This window comes from Pelagibacterium sp. H642 (assembly GCF_031202855.1).
GTDB lineage: Bacteria > Pseudomonadota > Alphaproteobacteria > Rhizobiales > Devosiaceae > Pelagibacterium.
The window spans coordinates 357,117-374,034 of the sequence record NZ_CP101830.1 but is presented as its reverse complement, the minus strand read 5'-3'; the positions used below and the strand labels follow the sequence as shown (position 1 = coordinate 374,034).

The following is a 16,918-nucleotide window of genomic DNA, read 5'->3' as shown; positions in this document are numbered from 1 at the left end:
GACAGGAGGCTTCAGGCATGCCTGGCAAGCCGCCGCAGCTCCGCTGAAATTTCGCGCGATGACCGCTGAAGGCTTTCAAGATACCGCGTGACAGCTTCACTGCGGTTGCGGAAGGCAGAGGCGAAATAGGTAAGCCCAATACTTGCCGTCACGCGCCCATTCTCATTGAAAATCGGTACGGCCAGCGTATTGGAATTACTCGGTTCCACATTGGGCGCGCGTTCGGCAAAGCCATTCTTGCGTACCGTCTCGATGATGCGCCAAAGACGCTCGGGCTCGCGCGCCAACGCGTTCTCCGGATCGTCGCTCTTTGCAAGCATGTCTATGGTCAACTCAATCTGCTCGTCCGGAGCAAATGCCAGATAAGCTAGACCCAATCCGCGATAGAACAACCCCAAACGCATATTGACCGTCTTGTGGAACGGCGACATCGCACTATCGGGAACTGTCGAAAAGCGAACCACCACCGCATCGGTGTCGAACAAGGCTATTGCGATGGGCCACTGATGAGCCCTTGTCAAAGCAACCGCCCACGCTCGACCCGCTTCGACCACGAGAGGGTCGCCGTGATAGCCCGAACTCAGTGAATCCACCAAAGCGGTCACCTGATATCCACCCTGCCGCGGATCATTGTCCACATACCCGGCATCTTCGAGCGTCTTGAGGATGCGAACGAGCGTGGGTTTGGGCAGCCCGGTCCTGACATGCAGATGAGCAATAGACGACACAGGCTGGAGATTGAGCTCTTGCAGTACCCGAAAGGCCCGCTCAACCGAGCGTATAGACATCTCCCCTCCTTAATCCGTTTCGTCTGGCGAAATCGCCGCGCTTAGGTTTTGCACATAACAACGCCTTTGACGAGAGTGGCGGGCAATAGTCGAACCGGACGCCGAGGAGAAATCGCCGAAATGTCTAAGACCTCGTTCCGCCAGCAAGCGCGCGCCTTTATGGAAGGTGCCGATGAAACACTTGTTGATGACCTCATGAGGGGCGCAGTCGATCTGCACGTGCACAGTGGGCCTTCCACCATGCCGCGCCAGCTCGACCATTTTCAGGCGGTTGAACAGGCCGCTCAAGCCGGAATGCGAGCCGTGCTTTTCAAGGACCACCATTATTCGGTCGCACCGTTCATTCCGATCATGGAGCGGTTGTTGGGCGACCGTGGAGTTCAAATGTTCGGAGGGCTGGTTCTTAACAACGCTGCCGGCGGTCTCAATCCCCATGCCGTCGATTTCAACGTCAAATCTGGCGCCAAGCTGATTTGGATGCCGACTGCACATGCGGCAAACCACATCCGCAATACCCATCGAAACGCTCGGCTCGCCAGCAGCGTACAGCTGAGGAAACCCTATGGGATCAGCGTGGTGGACGCCAATGGCCAATTGGTCGACGCCGCCAAGCAGATCCTCGATATCATCGCAGAGCACGATGTCATCTTGTCCTCGGGTCATCTCCACATTGCCGAAGTCTGGCCGCTTTTCGAGCAAGCCAAACAGCGCGGTGTAAAGCGCCTTTTGGTGAACCATCCAACCTATGGGTTGCACTGCACCTATGACGACATTGCCGAACTGGCCGCAATGGGCGCCGTTTTGGAACAGTCAGCGTGCCTTTTTGTGGATTCCCGCTTCAACGTCTATCCACCCGAGGAGCTCAAGCGGCAGATAGACGCGGCCGGTATCGACAATTCTTCTATAGGATCTGATCTCGGTCAGGTTGATAATCCCTCTCCAGTTGAGGGGATGCGCCAGGCCATAAAGCTTTGCCTCGGTCTGGGCTACAGCCCACAAGATATCCGCAAGCTTGTCAGTACTAACCCCGCCCGACTGCTCGGGCTGGATGAATAGACCATTCGACTTTTGGGAGGACAATCCATGTCATTAATTCGTGCCACCTTGCTCGCGACCGCCATGGCGTGTGCAAATTTCGCCCCAGCGCTGGGTCAGGACAGCGACGTCAACCTGCCCGGCACCCTCGCCTGGAGCGCATTCGATGTCGGCAGCTCGGGATACAACCAGGCCGTAGCAATCGGCCAAGCCCTCCAAAATGCCTATGGCATCTCCCTGCGCGTTATCCCTGCAGGCAATGACGTTTCGCGGCTCGCTCCGGTACGCAACAATCGGATCCCCTTTGCTGCTGCCGGGAACGATGTGTTCTTTGCCGCCGAGGGCGTTTCTGCATTTGCGTCCCCAGATTGGGGTCCGCAGCCGCTGCGCATGCTTTCAAGTGCTTCTGCCGACAATTGTCTCGCCTTGGGCACCGCCGGGGATGCTGGCATTCGCTCAATGGCAGATATCGCCGGAAAGCGTGTGGCCTGGGTTCTCGGTGCGCCGGCCCTGCAAACCAATATCGAAGCCTTCTTAGCGTTCGCCGGCCTGACCACCGATGACGTGACGCTTGTGGAAATGCCCGGCTACGGCCAGGCATGGCAGGCCCTTATCGATGGCCAGGTGGATGCGACCACTGGACTGACGACTGGGGGCGTAGTCGAACAAGCTGCTGCCTCTCCTCGCGGACTTCACTGGGTTCCCATGCCTTTCGATGACACACAAGGTTGGGAGCGGCTATCTGAAGTCGCCCCACACCTGGCTCAGACAGAGGCAACAGTGGGTGCCACCATCTCTCCCACCAATCCGCTCCAGTGCATGGCTGCCCCCTACCCTGTCCTTGTTACCTATGAAGGCCAGGACAGCGAACTCGTCTACAACATGACCAAAGCTGTCGATCAGCAGGTCGAGGTCTTCGCCCGGGCAGAGCCAACCGCCTCTGGGTGGCTAAGCGACCGGCAGACCTTCACCTGGGTTGTTCCCTTCGATGATGATGCCATCCGCTACTGGGTGGAAAAGGGGGTCTGGACCGAGCAGATGCAGGCGCACAACGATGCCCTGATCGAGCGCCAGGCGGTATTGGCTCAGGCTTGGGCAGAAATGGTCGACCGTTCGCCAGAAGGCTTTGAGCAGCGCTGGCTCGAAGCACGCGCACAGGCTCTCGAGGCGGCTGGTCTGCCAGTCTATTTCGAATAAACCCGGGCTGGCCAGGAGACCACCAATGCAGGTTGAACAGCAAGTTGAGCAACTGCGAGCGACCGACAAGCGGTTGGCAGGGTTTGGCCTTTGGCTCACCCGGGCCTTTACCGTGGCCATTGTCATTCTCGCAGTGAACCAGATATTCAACCTCGGCTTCCTGGCCGGTTTCACCCTGCTTGAAAACCGGTACCTCTATGCGATCCTCGCATTCGCCCTGCCGCTTGTTTTCATCTACTACCGCGCCGATCCGAACTCGAACAGCGAAACAGTCCCGCTCTATGACTGGGGGCTTTCCGTTGTCGGCTTTGCCACATGCGGCTATTTTTTCTCCAACGGGCTCAACATCGTTATGCAAGGCTGGGAAATGGCCCCGCCCCAAGAAGCGATTTGGGTGAGCGCGGTGCTCTGGATTCTGGTGGTCGAGGCCGGACGGCGCGCGGGCGGAACAGTGCTGGCGGCAATCGTGGGCGTCCTCTCGCTCTACCCGGTTTTCGCTGGCTCCCTGCCGGGGCCTATTTCAGCCTTTCCCGCACCACTCGATCTCACCGCAGCCTACCACGCCATGAGTTCGGAGAGCGTTTTGGGCGTGGCTTTCCGCTCGTTTGCCAACCTTATCATCGGCTTCATCATTTTTGGCGCCGCCCTCCAGCATACAGGCGCTGGCAAGTTCTTTATTGACCTGGCGTTCGCTCTTTTAGGGCATGTACGAGGTGGTCCGGCCAAAGTCGCAATCTTTTCGAGCGGCCTGATGGGTTCAATGAGCGGGAGCGTTGTTACAAACGTTCTCACAACCGGTCCCATGACGATCGCGGCCATGAAGCGCACCGGCATGAAAGGGACATTTGCCGCTGGTGTTGAAACCGCCGCCTCGACAGGGGGCGTGCTGATGCCCCCCGTGATGGGCGCTACAGCTTTCGTCATGGCCAATCTGCTCGGCGTCCCATACGCCGATATCGCGATGGCCGCCATCATCCCCTCAGTCCTGTTCTTTTTTGGACTTTTCATCCAGATCGATGCACGCGCCGCCAAGGAGGAACTAAAGGGGCTGCCCCGCGAGGAATTGCCCAAGATAGGTCAGACGTTACGGGAAGGTTGGTACTATCTGTTCGCGTTCGCTCTGCTGATCTTCATGCTGCTGGTTCTCAAGCGCGAAACGATCGCCCCGTTCTTTGCCGCGCCACTGCTCATTGTCATCAATCAGATCGCATCGAAAGACCACCGCTGGGGATGGAAGGATCTCGGAGCTTTCGTTGATAGCTTGGGGCGTCTGTTTGCCAATCTGATTGGTATTTTGGCGGCCGTGGGTCTGATTATCGGTGCGCTCTCGGTCACCGGGCTGGCCGGCACACTGGTCAACGATCTGCTCGCAATCGCTGGCGGCTCTTCAATCTTGCTACTCATCATGGGTGCGCTGACGAGCTTGATCCTGGGCGTGGGAATGACATCGACTGCAGCCTACATTTTCCTGGCCATCCTACTGGCTCCTGCGCTGATCACCTCGGGCCTTGATCCGGTCGCGGTGCACATGTTTATCTTCTATTGGGGCATGCTCTCTTTCATTACTCCGCCTGTAGCACTGGGCGCTTTTGCGGCCGCTTCGGTTGCCGGGACACCCCCGATGCGTACCGGGTTCGAGGCGATGAAGCTCGGAAGCGTCATTTATTTCATCCCCTTCTTCTTCGTTTTTCAGCCCGCTCTCGTCTTGCAGGGCTCGCCAATCGAGACCGCGATCTCGCTCACTCTGGCAGGACTGGGAATCCTCATCTTTGCCGGCGCGATGCAGGGATACCTCTTGGTTATCGGCCCCCTTTTCTCCAAGCGCCCCTATAGCTGGCCGCTTCGGCTTGTTCTGATCGCGGGCGCTATGGCGCTTGCCCTGCCCGCTGATGCGGTTCCGGGATGGGATGAGCTGTCACTAACGCTGCTCGCGCTGGCTTTCATATTACCCGTGCTCGTGTTCGCCTATGGCCAGAACCATTTGGGGCTGTGGCGACCGACCACCGCGAGCTGACATCAATCAACGACTTCGGAGACCAATGATGAAACTGGGAACCATTCTCCAGAACGGAAGAGCTGTGCTCATAGCCGAGCGCGAGGGCAAAGGGATCGTGGTTACCGCCGCCTACGATCAGGCTGGCTTTTTGGAGGCTCCTAAGACGCTCAACGATGTGATCGAGGCAGGTGACGCTGAGCTATCGCGTATGGCCCAAGCCGTTGCCGCTGCTCGCGATGATGCTGTGCTCGATCTATCCGAGGTCACCTGGCTGCCGCCGCAGCCTCGCCCCAGCAAAGTGATCGGCGTTGCCTTCAACAATATGGGCATCCGAAAATCCGCCCATAAGGATCCGGGCGTACCCAACTTCTTTTTCAAGGCCCCGTCCTGCCTGACCGGCCACAACCAGCCCATCATCATGGAAGAACACTACGGTGAAACCATTCCTGAACTCGAACTGGGCGGTGTCATTGGCAAGCGCTGCAAGAACATCTCGGTCGAGGACGCCCGTGAAGCCCTCTTTGGCTACACGATCATAAACGATGTCACCTCCCATGGCCTCAAATTCGGCATGGATTCCATTGCAACCACACGCGAGCCGCATCTGCTGCGACCGCACCATCTTGCATGGCGCCACCGCAGGGGCGAAGACGACAATGATGTCTACTTCGTTTATCACGCGCGCTCTAAGGCCAGTGACACCTTTGGCCCCATGGGGCCATGGGTAACCACCCGCGACGAGGTCGCCGATCCCAACCGATTGGAAGTTAAAGGTTGGCTCGATGGCAAGCCCTTCGCCGTGGATAACACCGAAAGCTATCGCTTCAAGATCGAAGAAGTGGTGGCCGAGGCCAGTCGATATTTCACGCTCGAACCCGGTGACGTGATCTGTTTTGGCACCTCGGCCAAAGGCGTCGGTGATTTCCCCAATGGGCACCGAAACGTCAATCTGCACCAACTTGATGGCACCATCAGCATCGAGATCGAAGGTCTCGGAACTTTGGCCAATCCTATCGAACGAAATTGGGCGCGTGCGGAGGCATAGAACCTTGGCAGAAACAATGAGGGTTGTCGAAATCCGAGAACCGGGCGGACCAGAGGTTCTTCAGTTCGCGACGCGGCCGGTACCGCAGCCAAAGGCCGATGAAGTCGTGATTGCTGTTCGCGCCGCAGGCGTGAACCGTCCCGACGTTCAACAGCGGCGGGGTCTATATCCCCCGCCGCCGGGCGCATCGGACCTTCTTGGTCTTGATGTGGCGGGTATCGTCTCTGCAGTTGGCGAGAACGTCAAAGACGTGACGGTCGGCGATAAGGTCTGTGCTCTTGCCAACGGCGGCGGCTACGCTGAGTTCTGCGCCGTTCCCGCACCACAGGTCATGCCGATCCCAAGTGGCTTTGATTTCATCCAAGCTGCATCCCTACCGGAGGTCTTTTTTACCGCTTGGAACAATGTCGTCTGGCTCGGCCGGCTGGCAGAAAATGAAGCACTGCTGATCCAGGGCGGAACAAGCGGCGTCGGTTTGGCAGCGACACAGATCGCGCGTCAGCTGTTCAAGGCCCGTGTGCTGGTGACGGCGAGCACCGCGGAAAAACGCGCGTTCTGCTTGGAAATGGGTGCTGAGTCAGCTTTCGACTACCGCGAACCCGATTGGGACGAACAGATCCGCAGACATATCGGTGATCAAGGCCTCGATATCGTGCTTGATGGACAAGCAGGCCCCTATACGCAAAAGCAACTCGATCTGCTCGGCTATGATGGGCGACTTGTATTGATCGCGAGCCATCTCGGAGCAACCGCCCAGGTCAATGTACGAGATCTGGTGCGGCGCCGGCTGACTCTGACCGGATCGACATTACGGCCCCGTGACGCCGCCTATAAAGGGCGTCTGGCACGCGAACTCGTAGAAAAAGTCTGGCCTTTGCTCAGTGCAGGAAAGATCCGCACCACCATTTGCGACGTGCTCCCCTTTTCTCGGGTCGTCCGCGCCCATCAAATCATGGACGCCAATGAACAACTTGGGAAAATCGTGCTGCAGGTTTCCTAGAACTTTGCGCATCCCAGGATCGGGCAAAGCAAACGAGAGGGCTTTCTCGTGTGCTTTGCCCGGCAGTGTTGATTGCAAAAGCGCAAATTGGCTGGGGTTCTTGGAAAAGTTGCTTCGCGCACGTGCACCAGGGGGGCAAACAGCGCCACAACGACATCTGAGGGCGCCTTCAAACGCAGGCTATCCTCGTTAGTATTGCCACGATGTCGGATCTCCCGTTTGCCTCGCCTCCCGTGCAACCTTCAGGTTGCCGGCCCGGTCAACGCAATACGAGGCCCTTTCGGGTCAGCTGCGCAGATCCTCGGCGGGTGAAAAAAGAAAGGCGCCCAAAGAGCGCCTTTCCATATCGAGCTCTACTGGCTCTGGATAGTGACGACTTCGTCGGCGGATACGTCTTCGACCTCCTCGGACGAAACCGTGGTCGCCTGCTGGAGCACTTCGGGGCTCTCGGCATCGATCACAAGATAGATCTGGTCAGGTCCAACCCTGACCTGCTCGACCGGAACAATCGTCTCATCTTCGCCCAAGCCAAGGAAACCCCCATGGGCCAAGACCAGATAGTGAGTCTGTCCGTCGGTAACGACACGTTCAACTGTGCCAAGCGGTTCCTGGTTGAGATTGATTACTTCGCGGTCAAGGAGTGTCTCGACCGAAAGCTGCAGAGCGCCAGCGGATTGGGCCGTGCCTTCGCCCGCTTCAGGCGCGTCCCCGCCCGCCTGCGGCCCTTCTTGCGGCGCTTGAGCCTCGGCATTGTTCTGAGCGGCTGCGGGTTGCTCAGAGTCGGCACCCTGTTCGCCGCCCCCTTCCTGTGAGAAGCGCACCACCGGCTCAGCCTGGTTCACCTGCACCTGGGGTTCGCCGCCGCCCTCGAAACGCACCGATGGCTCTTCCTGCTCGATGTTGACCTGCGGCTGGGTTTCGCCGGCCTGCTCACGAACCACCGGCTGGCCCTGTTCGATCTCGACCTGAGCTTGCTCTTCGTCCTCCTGCACAACCACTTCGGGTTCTTGTATCTGAAGGTCGATCTGGGGCTGGCCCTGCTCCACCTGGACCCGCGGCTGGTCCTGTTGCACCGAGATGTCGGGCTCAGGCATCTGAACGGAAACTTCCGGTTCGGGCATATTGACGGAAATTTCCGGTTCGGGCTGCGAAATGGTCACTGTTGGTTGAGGCATATCTATTGTGACCGTGGGCCGTGCCTGCTGCACCACAATTTCCGGTTGCGGCTGGCGAACCGTCACCACTGGCTGCCCCTGCTGCACAGAAATCTCCGGTGCACTCTGGTCCACCGTTACCTGGGGTTCAGGTTGCTGGACAACAATGCGACCGCCCACGAGCTGAGCGCTGCCGGCGCTCTCTTGTTCGCGTGCGCGTTCGGCCTCTGCAACCCATGGTGCACAGTCTGCGGGATCACCCGCTTCAACGATCTGCTGTGACTGGCTCAGCCAGTCCTCATCGAAGCGTTCGGCATTGTCCTCATTGATGGTTGCAAGGGTGACGCATGCGTCCTGTTGAGCTTGGCTCTCCTGGGCCACCGATGCGCTTGCGATCGCAGTCGAAGCGAGAAGAGATGCAATGATAGTGTGAACCGTATTCTTTTTCATGACTGCCTCCGGTCAGAGATAAAGATAAAGGTGCCGGGTCGGCATCCTTGCGTGGCCAACTATGTGAGCGAATGCCAGTTCCGCAATTCACCTGGTTTAGTGACTCAAATATTGTCTGACATCCGTCAGCAGCAACTTCTTCAACATCTTACAAATAGGAGACGTTATTATTATAGCATTGACATGGGACCCGAAGAGGTATTGTTTTAACCTTCAGCTCCGGCCAGATGCCGTACGCCGAAGAACGAGTAGGCAATGATGAACCACCTACGCACAGGGATGTCGGTCGGCACAGGAGACTGCGCGATCCTTCAGGATTGGCTCGGGGCCGGCGAAACGGAGACTCACCGACTTGCCGTACTGCCATTTTTTGTTGGCTACACTTCCTAAGCGCGTTGGCACGGTTCTCCGTGCTACAGAACGCCGGAATTCAAATGAGTGATTGTGCGCCTTGACGCAGACGAAAGCGCACCGCGTTGGGCGATCCTGCGGCGGATTGGAGGGTTTGCGCCCCCCCCGAGGCTGTGACCTAACGCACGGCCGATCCGGTCGTCATCGCCATTGAACCAGCCTGGTTCGTGCCTCCACCGCTTGTACAAGCTGATCGTGATTTCTGCTGTAGGCCGGAAACCGCTCGGGATGAAATTCACATCTGAGCTCGTCGATGCGGTCGATCTCGCCACTCTCGAGGAGGCGCTGCAGGACTTCATACTCAGCACCTTCGATATCCATCTTCATCGTGATCGCATCACCGTCCGGAATATGGTCGCGCAGCCACCCCGCCGTGTCTACTGTCCGAACATCAACTGACACCTCGTAGGTGATGGCAAATTCAGGGTAGTCTGGTAGGGCAACTTTTCCTGCCAGCAAGGTGGAGGATAGGGGATGGCCGAGGTAAAGCGGGCGAACCCCCTCCACAATCCAAGCGGCCGCCTCAACGATCTCGACGGGGTCATCCTTGAACCGCTGCCGCAATTTAGAAGCCAGCTGAGGATTGGGTTCGAAACCCCAGCAAAAGTCGATCCTGGATGAAGCAAGTTCGGCGGCGATGGTGTCCCCGTTATTGGCCCCCAGATCGAGATACAAGCGCCGCTTCATTGCTCAACTCCGTGTAGCTGTAGATTTTGATCGGCAGTCCCCAGCACTCCAGCTGCTCAAGCTGGCCCAATGGCACACCGCACATCTGTGATCAATCGATGAGGTCGCAAAACTCAAACCTGCGACCACCTTAACATGTTAGAAAATGTCCAAATGTGATTTACCTCATCTGAAGCTTTTTGGTTCCTGTTAGGGCCTTAAGGAGCACCGTGATGATCTTAATGCGCACCAATTCCGCACTCATTGCGGCAGCACTCGCGACCTGCATGTTTGTGTCACAGGCTATCGCTGCCCAGACTGACCTTCCTGCTATCGTCGTCAAAGGTCATGACTCGGGCTCACCAGTCTCGAAGACGTTCGACCGCCACGAGTTGGAACAGATGGGGATGGTTTCGATAAAGACCACCACCCCTTGGAACGAAGGGGTCGTGGATTTTGAAGGGGTCCCGTTCGAGCAAATCCTGTCAGCTGCAGGTGTTAGCGGCACGATAGCAACGGTAACCGCTCTCAACGATTATAGCGTCGACATTCCAGTTTCAGACTTTTCCCAGTTCGGCGTCATCCTGGCTATAAAGCGAAACGGTGAGTACATGCCCGTGGCTGATCAGGGACCATTCTTTGTAATCTATCCCTTTGACAAGCACCCTGCCCTCGATGCGCAGCCCTATCACGGGCGGGCCGTTTGGCAGGTAAAAGAAATCGTGGTCGAATAAACCTTGGCCAGACACTCTCTTTGGGCGCAGCGCTCCCGGTTCAAGATTTTGCGCATCGCGTTGAGCATTGGCGTTATCGCATTCATCTGTGCCGCCGGTTACATCGGAACCCTATTGTTGCAGCGTCAACAGGCTCTCGATCCCCTTGGGCGAGGCAACGTCACTTGGCTTGTCGCTCAAGCCCCATCCGAATATGCAAAGCTCGAACAGCGGATCGGCGCCTATGGAATGGGTTTTAACGCTATCGACGCCCAAGAGGTACAACTGCGGTTCGACATCGTCGTTAACCGCTTGAATGCCCTTCACAGTGACTTTCTCGCAGAATTCATCGCCTCTGATGTTCGCAACAGGAATACCGTGGCAGAGCTCGAGCGCGTGGTTGATGCTGCACGACCTCTGATCGAAAATCTTGATGATCCGGGTACCGCTACGCAACTGCTTGAGCTCCTCGCTCCGCTCTATTCCGATCTGGTGCGCCTGTCCGTTGACGCCAATGCCTGGAACGCTGCACGCGTAAATGCCGAACGCGATGACCTTTTTCGGCTCCAATGGGTGTTCGCCTGGGTTGCCGTCGGATTGATTGTCTGCGGCCTGATATTCATCGGCCTTCTGTTGTTTAACAACATTTTGCTGGCGCGTGCTCATGAGCAACTGCGGCGCAAGGAAGATGCACTCCAAACTCAGTTCCATTGGTTTGAAGCGGCGCTCAACAACATGTCCCAGGCCCTGTGCCTGACCGATGCTCAGCAACGATTGCTCGTCTGCAACGGGAGATTTCTCGACGTATTTGGCCTCGATACGCAGCGAACGGGACAAGGCGCGAGCTTGGCGGATCTTCTTCCAGCACATCTCCTTCCCGGCTGGAGAAATGAACAGGTGCCCCCATCAACGCTCGTCGGAGACGACAACATGAGAGCGGTCGATGAGCACAATCACCTGATGGACGACGGCACCATTCTTTACGTCTCTCACCAGCCGCTGCCCGGCGGGGGTTGGGTTTCCACTTTTGAAGACATAACAGAGCGGCAACAGGCTCAGAATCGTATCGCCCATATGGCTCACTTCGATTCGCTCACAGACCTGCCTAATCGCGTGCTGTTTTGGAAAAGAACTGCGCATGCCATCGACCAAATGGGTGCCGATCAAAGGCCTTTCGCAATCCTCTATCTCGATCTTGACCGCTTCAAGGAAGTCAATGACACATTGGGGCATCCCATCGGGGATGCACTGCTGCGAGCGGTTGCAAACCGGCTCAAGTCTGCAGCGACGATCTCCGAGCTTGTGGCGCGCTTGGGTGGGGATGAGTTCGCAATTCTCCATGTCCCTCAAAAAGACACACCATTGGACGTCCCATCCATGGCAGAGCGTTTGCTGAAGTCAGTGAGCCAACCCTATATCATCGATGGCAAGGAGATATCGCTAACCACGAGCATTGGTTATGCCTGCGCGCCCGAGGATGGAACGAGCAGTGAGACCTTGATCAAAAAGGCAGACCTGGCTCTCTATCGCGCCAAGGAACAGGGGGCAAACACCTACCGGCGCTTCGACCCGCAAATGGAAGAAAAGCTTCTCCGCAAGCGCGGCCTTGAGAACGATCTACGAAAGGCGATCGAGCTGGACCAATTGCAACTGCACTATCAGCCGCTGATCTGCTTGAGCACGATGAAGATAACCGCAGGTGAAGCTTTGCTTCGGTGGGACCATCCCGTGCATGGAGCGATCTCGCCAGCGGAATTTATCCCCCTCGCTGAAGAGACCGGCTACATAAATTCTCTGGGAGAGTGGGTGCTCCAGAGAGCCTTCCAGGAAGCCGCCCGATGGCCCGAGGGCATGCGCATTTCGGTTAATTTATCGCCGATGCAATTTAGAGACGTCACTCTGTACGATCGCTTAGCGTCAGCGCTTTTAACCTCCGGCTTGCCCGCTGAACGGGTGGAAGTCGAGATAACAGAATCGGTCCTTTTGCAACACAGCAAGGCAAACGAGGAAACTCTTCGCCGGTTCAGGAAGCTCGGCATCAGTATCGTGCTGGACGATTTTGGGACGGGTTATTCATCGCTAAACTATTTGCTCAGTTTCCCCTTCGATAAAATCAAAATCGACCAGAGCTTTGTACGGGGCTTGCCCAGTCGAAGCGATAGCTTTGCCATAGTCCAATCAATCGCAAGTCTTGCCAAAAGGTTGAAGATAGCCACGACAGCAGAGGGCGTCGAAACTGTAGAGCAGCTCCACCTCGTGCGCGAGGCCGGTTGCACCCAGGCACAAGGCTACTATCTAAGCCGCCCAGTGCCCGCGTCCAAGTTCCGTTCGCTGGTCTGCACCCATACGCCCAGATCGATTGCAACCTTCTCGGACAGGTGATTGGTTGCGCACTGTTGTGCCGAACGGCGGCCGCAGCGTCTGTAAACCCAAGCCCTGCAGAGCGCGTGAGCTCGGTCACGGTTGGGTCCAACTGGATCGAACGTTATCGACGAGACCGGCTCGGGAATTTTTTTTGAGTGATGGTGCCAGCAGCGCTAGGTGGTAAGGAGGATCGTCCCACGACCTTCCTTTATCTGGGGGCTCAGCCGGAGCATCGTGAGTTACACGATCAAGCCGACTCGGTCGTGAACAACAAAGCTCTGGACCCGTATTCCACTCCGCACGTGTCGGCTCTGGACTGTCGTTATACGCCAGCCAAATCTCGAAGAAGCCTTAGTGCCTTAAACTGTCGGGCTTCGGTAAAAGCGGCCCGGGCCGCATTGAAAATCTCAAGGTCATTGCGTGACAACCCCCTAGCCAGATCCTCGGCAATCCGAAGATGCTCTCCGCTGCGTTCAAGGTAATGCTGCTGCATATGGTAGTAGAGGCGCTTTTTCGGCGTGTCGGCATCGTCGAGAGAAACCATCTCCGATTCCTTGAGGACCGGCATCGACTCCCCATCGATGATCAAAATCGTGTACCCGCCGTTGTGGACAGCGGTGACCTTAGAAGCGCCGAAATAGACGCTTTCGCCGTCCTTGAGATTGATCTTTAGCGGCAATATCGCCTCCATAAAAAAGGCGGCCCTTCTGGACCGCCTTTTCGCTTAGATGATTTGCTTGTCTTAGAACAGACGAAGCACTGCCTGATCCTGCTGCGAAGCCATCGACAGAGCGGTCGAGGACAGCTGCTGACGGGTCTGCAGGGCGAGGAGGTTTGCGGCCTCTTCATTGGCATCGGCCAGGGTCAGGTTCGACGCGCCGGTTTCCAGCGTGTTGATCATGTTCTTGGAGAAGTCCTGGCGGTTTTCGACGACAGAGAGTGACGAACCGAAGGCCGAAGCCTGCGAGCGAACTGTGTTCACGGCAGTCTTGATGTCGGCCAGCATGGAGTCGATGCTGGTATCGCTGTCGAGATCGGATTCTTCCATGTTGGTCTTGATGCCAAGGGAAGCAGAGTTGATCGACAGGCCGCTGGTGGCTTCGCCGTCTTCGTTCGGAATACGCGACTGGATCTCGAGCGACGAGGTATCGGTTTCGTTGAACGTGATGGTCAGCTTGTCGCCGCGCAGCAGGTTGATACCGTTGAACGAGGCATCGTCGGCAAGCTTGTCGAGCTGGTCGCGCAGTTCGTTGTACTGGTTGGCCAGGTCGGCACGGACCGAGTTGCCGCCAATGGTCGAAGCACCGGTGGACGAACCATCGATGACGCCGCCGCTGGTTGCACCGTCGACATTGAGTTCCTGGGTCGAGAGGTTCTCGATGCGCAGGTTGCCATTGTCATTGGACGCGCGGATCTTGCCTTCGAGATCGTCGTTGTTGTTGATCTCGCTAACGAGCTGGTCGACAGTCTTAGAGGCGGCGGCGACCGCTGCCACGCCATCAGTCGACGCAGTGCCGCTGGTCTGACCAATCACTGTGTCGACCGCCCCATCAGAGGTGGTGACTGTAAAGTTCGCACCATCGGCGTTGGCCAAGTCAAGACCGTCGGCACTGGCCGTGGCTTCGACGCCGGCAGCAGCGAACGCGGTATTCATGGCAGCGATCTGCGTGGCGTTGTCGTCGGTTGCGTTGAAGGTATAGCTGGCCGTATTGCCGTTGCCGGCATCGACGGTGATGGTTTCTCCGTCGAGCGCCTGAAGGTCAGTGCCCGTGCCAGTGGTCAAAGCGGTGCCGCCGGCGGCATCCAGAGTTGCCGGCGTGGCAGCAACGGCAGCCGTGCCCAGTTCGATTTCGACCGCTGTTTCGCCGATAGCGCCACCGGAGAGCGACAGCGTGTCAGCATCGGTGAGCCCTTCGGCGAGCGAATAGGACGCCGTCTCGAACGACTTGTCCTGGCGAGCCTGGCGCAGGGTCGACTGCATGGACTCGAGTGTCTTTGTGATGGCGGTCAGGCCGTTGTCGGCGGCTTCGATGGTCTGAATGCCGTTGGCCATGCCGTCCATCAGGGCGTTGATGTCGCTGGCGCGCGAGTTCAACGAGGAGGCGGTGAAGAAGTTGGTGGGGTTGTCCAGCGCCGAATTCACCTTCTTGCCGGTGGCAAGGCGGTTCTGGGTCGTTGCCATCATATCGGCGGTGTTCTGGAGCGAAAGCAGGTTCGAGCGAACCGCTTTGGAAAGCGTAATATCAGACATAGGGCACCTTCATTCTGGGGCGCTGAAACAGCTCGGGCTTCTGCCGAGGTGCCGCCACTATGTTTGTCAGGCCCTAAAAAGTGGTAAAGAGTGCGCTTGCAAACGATCACGTCCATCAACAATGCCACAAAGTGGTCACTGAGGCGCTGGCTGAGTCTCGTCCTTCAAATAGACATCAGGGTCACAGAGTTGCCGTTTCAAAATAATCTACGGCTAGCCCTCTTTCGATCCTGTCGGTTGTTGGTTTGTCGTCTCAACACGACGGGCTAGCCAAGCCCCCCAAAACAGACTCTCAAAAAATCGAATTGGCTCTTTGAATCCGGCCTCCGTAAGCAGGGAAAAAACCACCTCTTCTGAGGCGGGAGGTTCGACGCCTTGAAGTATTGTACCCATTTTGGCCTGGGTCTCCTCCTCTCCGGCGCCGCCGCTCATACGCCAACGCGCCGCCCAAGCCGCCAGAAGCAGAGGATGGGATCCATATGTTCGGCAATTTCCCGCAAGAACGAAAGGTGCTCCCGGCTTTAGCCGCGTCGCAATCTGCGCGAGAAGATCCTGCTTTGCCGCGTCCCCCGGCAAATGATGCAGCACCCCAATCATGATTGCGGCGTCGAACGATGGCGCATTATCTAAATCCCCTATGACGCCAAGAACTGTTTCCACCCGATCAGACAGGCCGGACTTGTTCAGGTGTGCACGGGCAAGATCAAGCATCGGGGCTGACGGATCGAGGGCAACAAAAGACCATTGCGGCTCCAGTCGAGCGGCGGCCACAAGCTCACCTGCTGTGCCGCCGGCCCCAACGACCAGAACCCTTGCGGCCCTTCTTTGTTGGCCCAGAGCAGCCGAGAGCATGCAAGCTGAAAGCTCGTGGCAGGCGTCGTATCCGGCCAACGCAATCCGGCTCTGGCGTTCGTAATCTCCGGCGCGGGAGCTATCAAACTTAGTGGCAGAATCCTGATCCATGTGTCGATACTAACGTTGTTCAGCGGCGGCGCCCTTGTCGCGGCAGTATAGTCGACTCACAATCAGGAAAAGGAGGAAAGACATGATCGAAAGTGCTAAAATCGAGCGAAAACATGATCGCCTGACTGCTTTTCTGGAAGCTTTTCGCCTTAGCGCTACCCATTGCGAGTTTGCCGAAGCTGCAAACCTCCTGATCATTGATGCGATTGGCACCGGCAAACCCACGCATCTGATCTACCGGGCCCGGTCAACGGCATCGCTGCCCCAATTCTCTGCGCTGTTCGCCGCCGCCACGGTGGATTTTGGCGGTAGCGCAAACCCGTTGGTCAGTGCGCTACCTGATGAATTGTGCTTTCCACTGGCCGTCGAACCGCAGTTGGGTGGGCTGTGCGAGCTCATGGTGGCCGAAGTCGATGTCGCCCGCTGTGGTGGCAATACTATCCAGGCACGCCTATGCGAGATCGTCGTTGTGTTGGCGATCCGAAAGGCGATAGCGAGCGGCACGGTCGACGCTGGCCTACTGGCCGGCCTCGCGCACCCCAGGCTGCATCTCAGCCTCGTCGCCATGCACAACCATCCGGCAAGAAATTGGAAGGTTGCAGACTTGGCCGCGATCGCGGGCATGTCACGCGGCCGATTCATCACCAGCTTTAACCAGACCGTAGGTCAGTCGCCTATCGCCTACCTCAATAGCTGGCGTCTCGTGTTAGGACGTGCCGAACTGTACGCCGGTCGCAGTGTCAAATCCGCCGCCGCTAGGGTGGGCTTCGGCAGTGCACCGGCATTTTCTCGTGCCTATGCCCGAAAGTTCGGCTCTCCGCCGATTAAGAGCAAGGCGCGACTGTAAACAGATGTGTCGTCACAGCACTGACGCCCAGAGATTTC

General features: G+C 57.4%; 14 protein-coding genes. 8 read left to right on the top strand and 6 right to left on the bottom strand.

Annotated features, from left to right (window positions below):
* Positions 1–11 precede the first annotated feature (11 nt).
* Positions 12–788 (bottom strand): DNA-binding transcriptional regulator, encoded by a 777-nt coding sequence (locus tag NO934_RS19890; RefSeq protein ID WP_309163939.1) that lies wholly within the window; start codon positions 786–788, stop codon positions 12–14.
* Positions 789–908: 120 nt separating this feature from the next.
* On the opposite strand from NO934_RS19890, the gene NO934_RS19885 reads away from it, so the two are divergent.
* The 5 genes from NO934_RS19885 to NO934_RS19865 are packed head-to-tail and all read left to right on the top strand — an operon-like array spanning position 909 to position 7,061.
* Positions 909–1,844: a DUF6282 family protein gene (locus NO934_RS19885; protein WP_309163938.1), complete on the top strand. Its 936-nt coding sequence runs from the start codon at positions 909–911 to the stop codon at positions 1,842–1,844.
* Between the two features lie 27 nt (positions 1,845–1,871).
* The gene (locus tag NO934_RS19880) at positions 1,872–3,020 is read left to right on the top strand and encodes a TAXI family TRAP transporter solute-binding subunit (RefSeq protein WP_309163936.1); all 1,149 of its coding nucleotides are present in this window, start codon (positions 1,872–1,874) and stop codon (positions 3,018–3,020) included.
* A 25-nt stretch (positions 3,021–3,045) separates the two neighbouring features.
* Positions 3,046–5,034: a TRAP transporter permease gene (locus NO934_RS19875; protein WP_309163935.1), complete on the top strand. Its 1,989-nt coding sequence runs from the start codon at positions 3,046–3,048 to the stop codon at positions 5,032–5,034.
* Between the two features lie 28 nt (positions 5,035–5,062).
* Entirely contained in the window at positions 5,063–6,061 is a 999-nt protein-coding gene (locus NO934_RS19870) for a fumarylacetoacetate hydrolase family protein (protein WP_309163934.1), read from the top strand.
* A 16-nt stretch (positions 6,062–6,077) separates the two neighbouring features.
* Positions 6,078–7,061, top strand: a complete 984-nt coding sequence (locus NO934_RS19865) for an NAD(P)H-quinone oxidoreductase (protein WP_309163933.1) — start codon at positions 6,078–6,080, stop codon at positions 7,059–7,061.
* A 353-nt stretch (positions 7,062–7,414) separates the two neighbouring features.
* Here NO934_RS19865 and NO934_RS19860 read toward each other — a convergent pair whose 3' ends face one another.
* Complete coding sequence (locus NO934_RS19860) at positions 7,415–8,665, bottom strand: PRC-barrel domain-containing protein (RefSeq protein ID WP_309163932.1); 1,251 nt, start codon at positions 8,663–8,665, stop codon at positions 7,415–7,417.
* Positions 8,666–9,217: 552 nt separating this feature from the next.
* A complete protein-coding gene (locus NO934_RS19855) occupies positions 9,218–9,763 on the bottom strand; it encodes an FkbM family methyltransferase (RefSeq protein WP_309163929.1) in 546 nt (181 codons plus the stop codon).
* Positions 9,764–9,975: 212 nt separating this feature from the next.
* Here NO934_RS19855 and NO934_RS19850 point away from each other — a divergent pair, with 212 nt between their 5' ends.
* Positions 9,976–10,476 carry a molybdopterin-dependent oxidoreductase gene (locus NO934_RS19850; protein ID WP_309163926.1) on the top strand — a complete coding sequence of 167 codons (501 nt, stop codon included), beginning with the start codon at positions 9,976–9,978 and terminating at the stop codon, positions 10,474–10,476.
* Between the two features lie 3 nt (positions 10,477–10,479).
* Positions 10,480–12,837 (top strand): EAL domain-containing protein, encoded by a 2,358-nt coding sequence (locus NO934_RS19845; RefSeq protein WP_309163925.1) that lies wholly within the window; start codon positions 10,480–10,482, stop codon positions 12,835–12,837.
* A gap of 304 nt (positions 12,838–13,141) precedes the next feature.
* Here NO934_RS19845 and NO934_RS19840 read toward each other — a convergent pair whose 3' ends face one another.
* The 3 genes from NO934_RS19840 to NO934_RS19830 form a co-directional block, all read right to left on the bottom strand.
* Entirely contained in the window at positions 13,142–13,510 is a 369-nt protein-coding gene (locus NO934_RS19840; RefSeq protein ID WP_309163924.1) for a flagellar biosynthesis repressor FlbT, read from the bottom strand.
* 51 nt (positions 13,511–13,561) lie between these two features.
* The gene (locus tag NO934_RS19835) at positions 13,562–15,070 is read right to left on the bottom strand and encodes a flagellin (protein ID WP_309163923.1); all 1,509 of its coding nucleotides are present in this window, start codon (positions 15,068–15,070) and stop codon (positions 13,562–13,564) included.
* Between the two features lie 213 nt (positions 15,071–15,283).
* A complete protein-coding gene (locus NO934_RS19830; protein WP_309163921.1) occupies positions 15,284–16,033 on the bottom strand; it encodes a class I SAM-dependent methyltransferase in 750 nt (249 codons plus the stop codon).
* Between the two features lie 82 nt (positions 16,034–16,115).
* On the opposite strand from NO934_RS19830, the gene NO934_RS19825 reads away from it, so the two are divergent.
* Positions 16,116–16,880, top strand: a complete 765-nt coding sequence (locus NO934_RS19825) for an AraC family transcriptional regulator (RefSeq protein ID WP_309163920.1) — start codon at positions 16,116–16,118, stop codon at positions 16,878–16,880.
* The last annotated feature ends 38 nt before the right edge of the window (positions 16,881–16,918 follow it).

Bases quoted from the DNA above. Each gene is read 5' to 3' on its own strand.
- NO934_RS19880 (WP_309163936.1), top strand. From the start codon at position 1,872: ATGTCATTAATTCGTGCCACCTTGCTCGCGACCGCCATGGCGTGTGCA.
- NO934_RS19830 (WP_309163921.1), bottom strand. From the start codon at position 16,033: ATGGATCAGGATTCTGCCACTAAGTTTGATAGCTCCCGCGCCGGAGAT.
- NO934_RS19890 (WP_309163939.1), bottom strand. From the start codon at position 788: ATGTCTATACGCTCGGTTGAGCGGGCCTTTCGGGTACTGCAAGAGCTC.
- NO934_RS19865 (WP_309163933.1), top strand. From the start codon at position 6,078: ATGAGGGTTGTCGAAATCCGAGAACCGGGCGGACCAGAGGTTCTTCAG.
- NO934_RS19825 (WP_309163920.1), top strand. From the start codon at position 16,116: ATGATCGAAAGTGCTAAAATCGAGCGAAAACATGATCGCCTGACTGCT.
- NO934_RS19835 (WP_309163923.1), bottom strand. From the start codon at position 15,070: ATGTCTGATATTACGCTTTCCAAAGCGGTTCGCTCGAACCTGCTTTCG.
- NO934_RS19840 (WP_309163924.1), bottom strand. From the start codon at position 13,510: ATGGAGGCGATATTGCCGCTAAAGATCAATCTCAAGGACGGCGAAAGC.
- NO934_RS19850 (WP_309163926.1), top strand. From the start codon at position 9,976: ATGATCTTAATGCGCACCAATTCCGCACTCATTGCGGCAGCACTCGCG.
- NO934_RS19870 (WP_309163934.1), top strand. From the start codon at position 5,063: ATGAAACTGGGAACCATTCTCCAGAACGGAAGAGCTGTGCTCATAGCC.
- NO934_RS19885 (WP_309163938.1), top strand. From the start codon at position 909: ATGTCTAAGACCTCGTTCCGCCAGCAAGCGCGCGCCTTTATGGAAGGT.
- NO934_RS19855 (WP_309163929.1), bottom strand. From the start codon at position 9,763: ATGAAGCGGCGCTTGTATCTCGATCTGGGGGCCAATAACGGGGACACC.
- NO934_RS19875 (WP_309163935.1), top strand. From the start codon at position 3,046: ATGCAGGTTGAACAGCAAGTTGAGCAACTGCGAGCGACCGACAAGCGG.
- NO934_RS19860 (WP_309163932.1), bottom strand. From the start codon at position 8,665: ATGAAAAAGAATACGGTTCACACTATCATTGCATCTCTTCTCGCTTCG.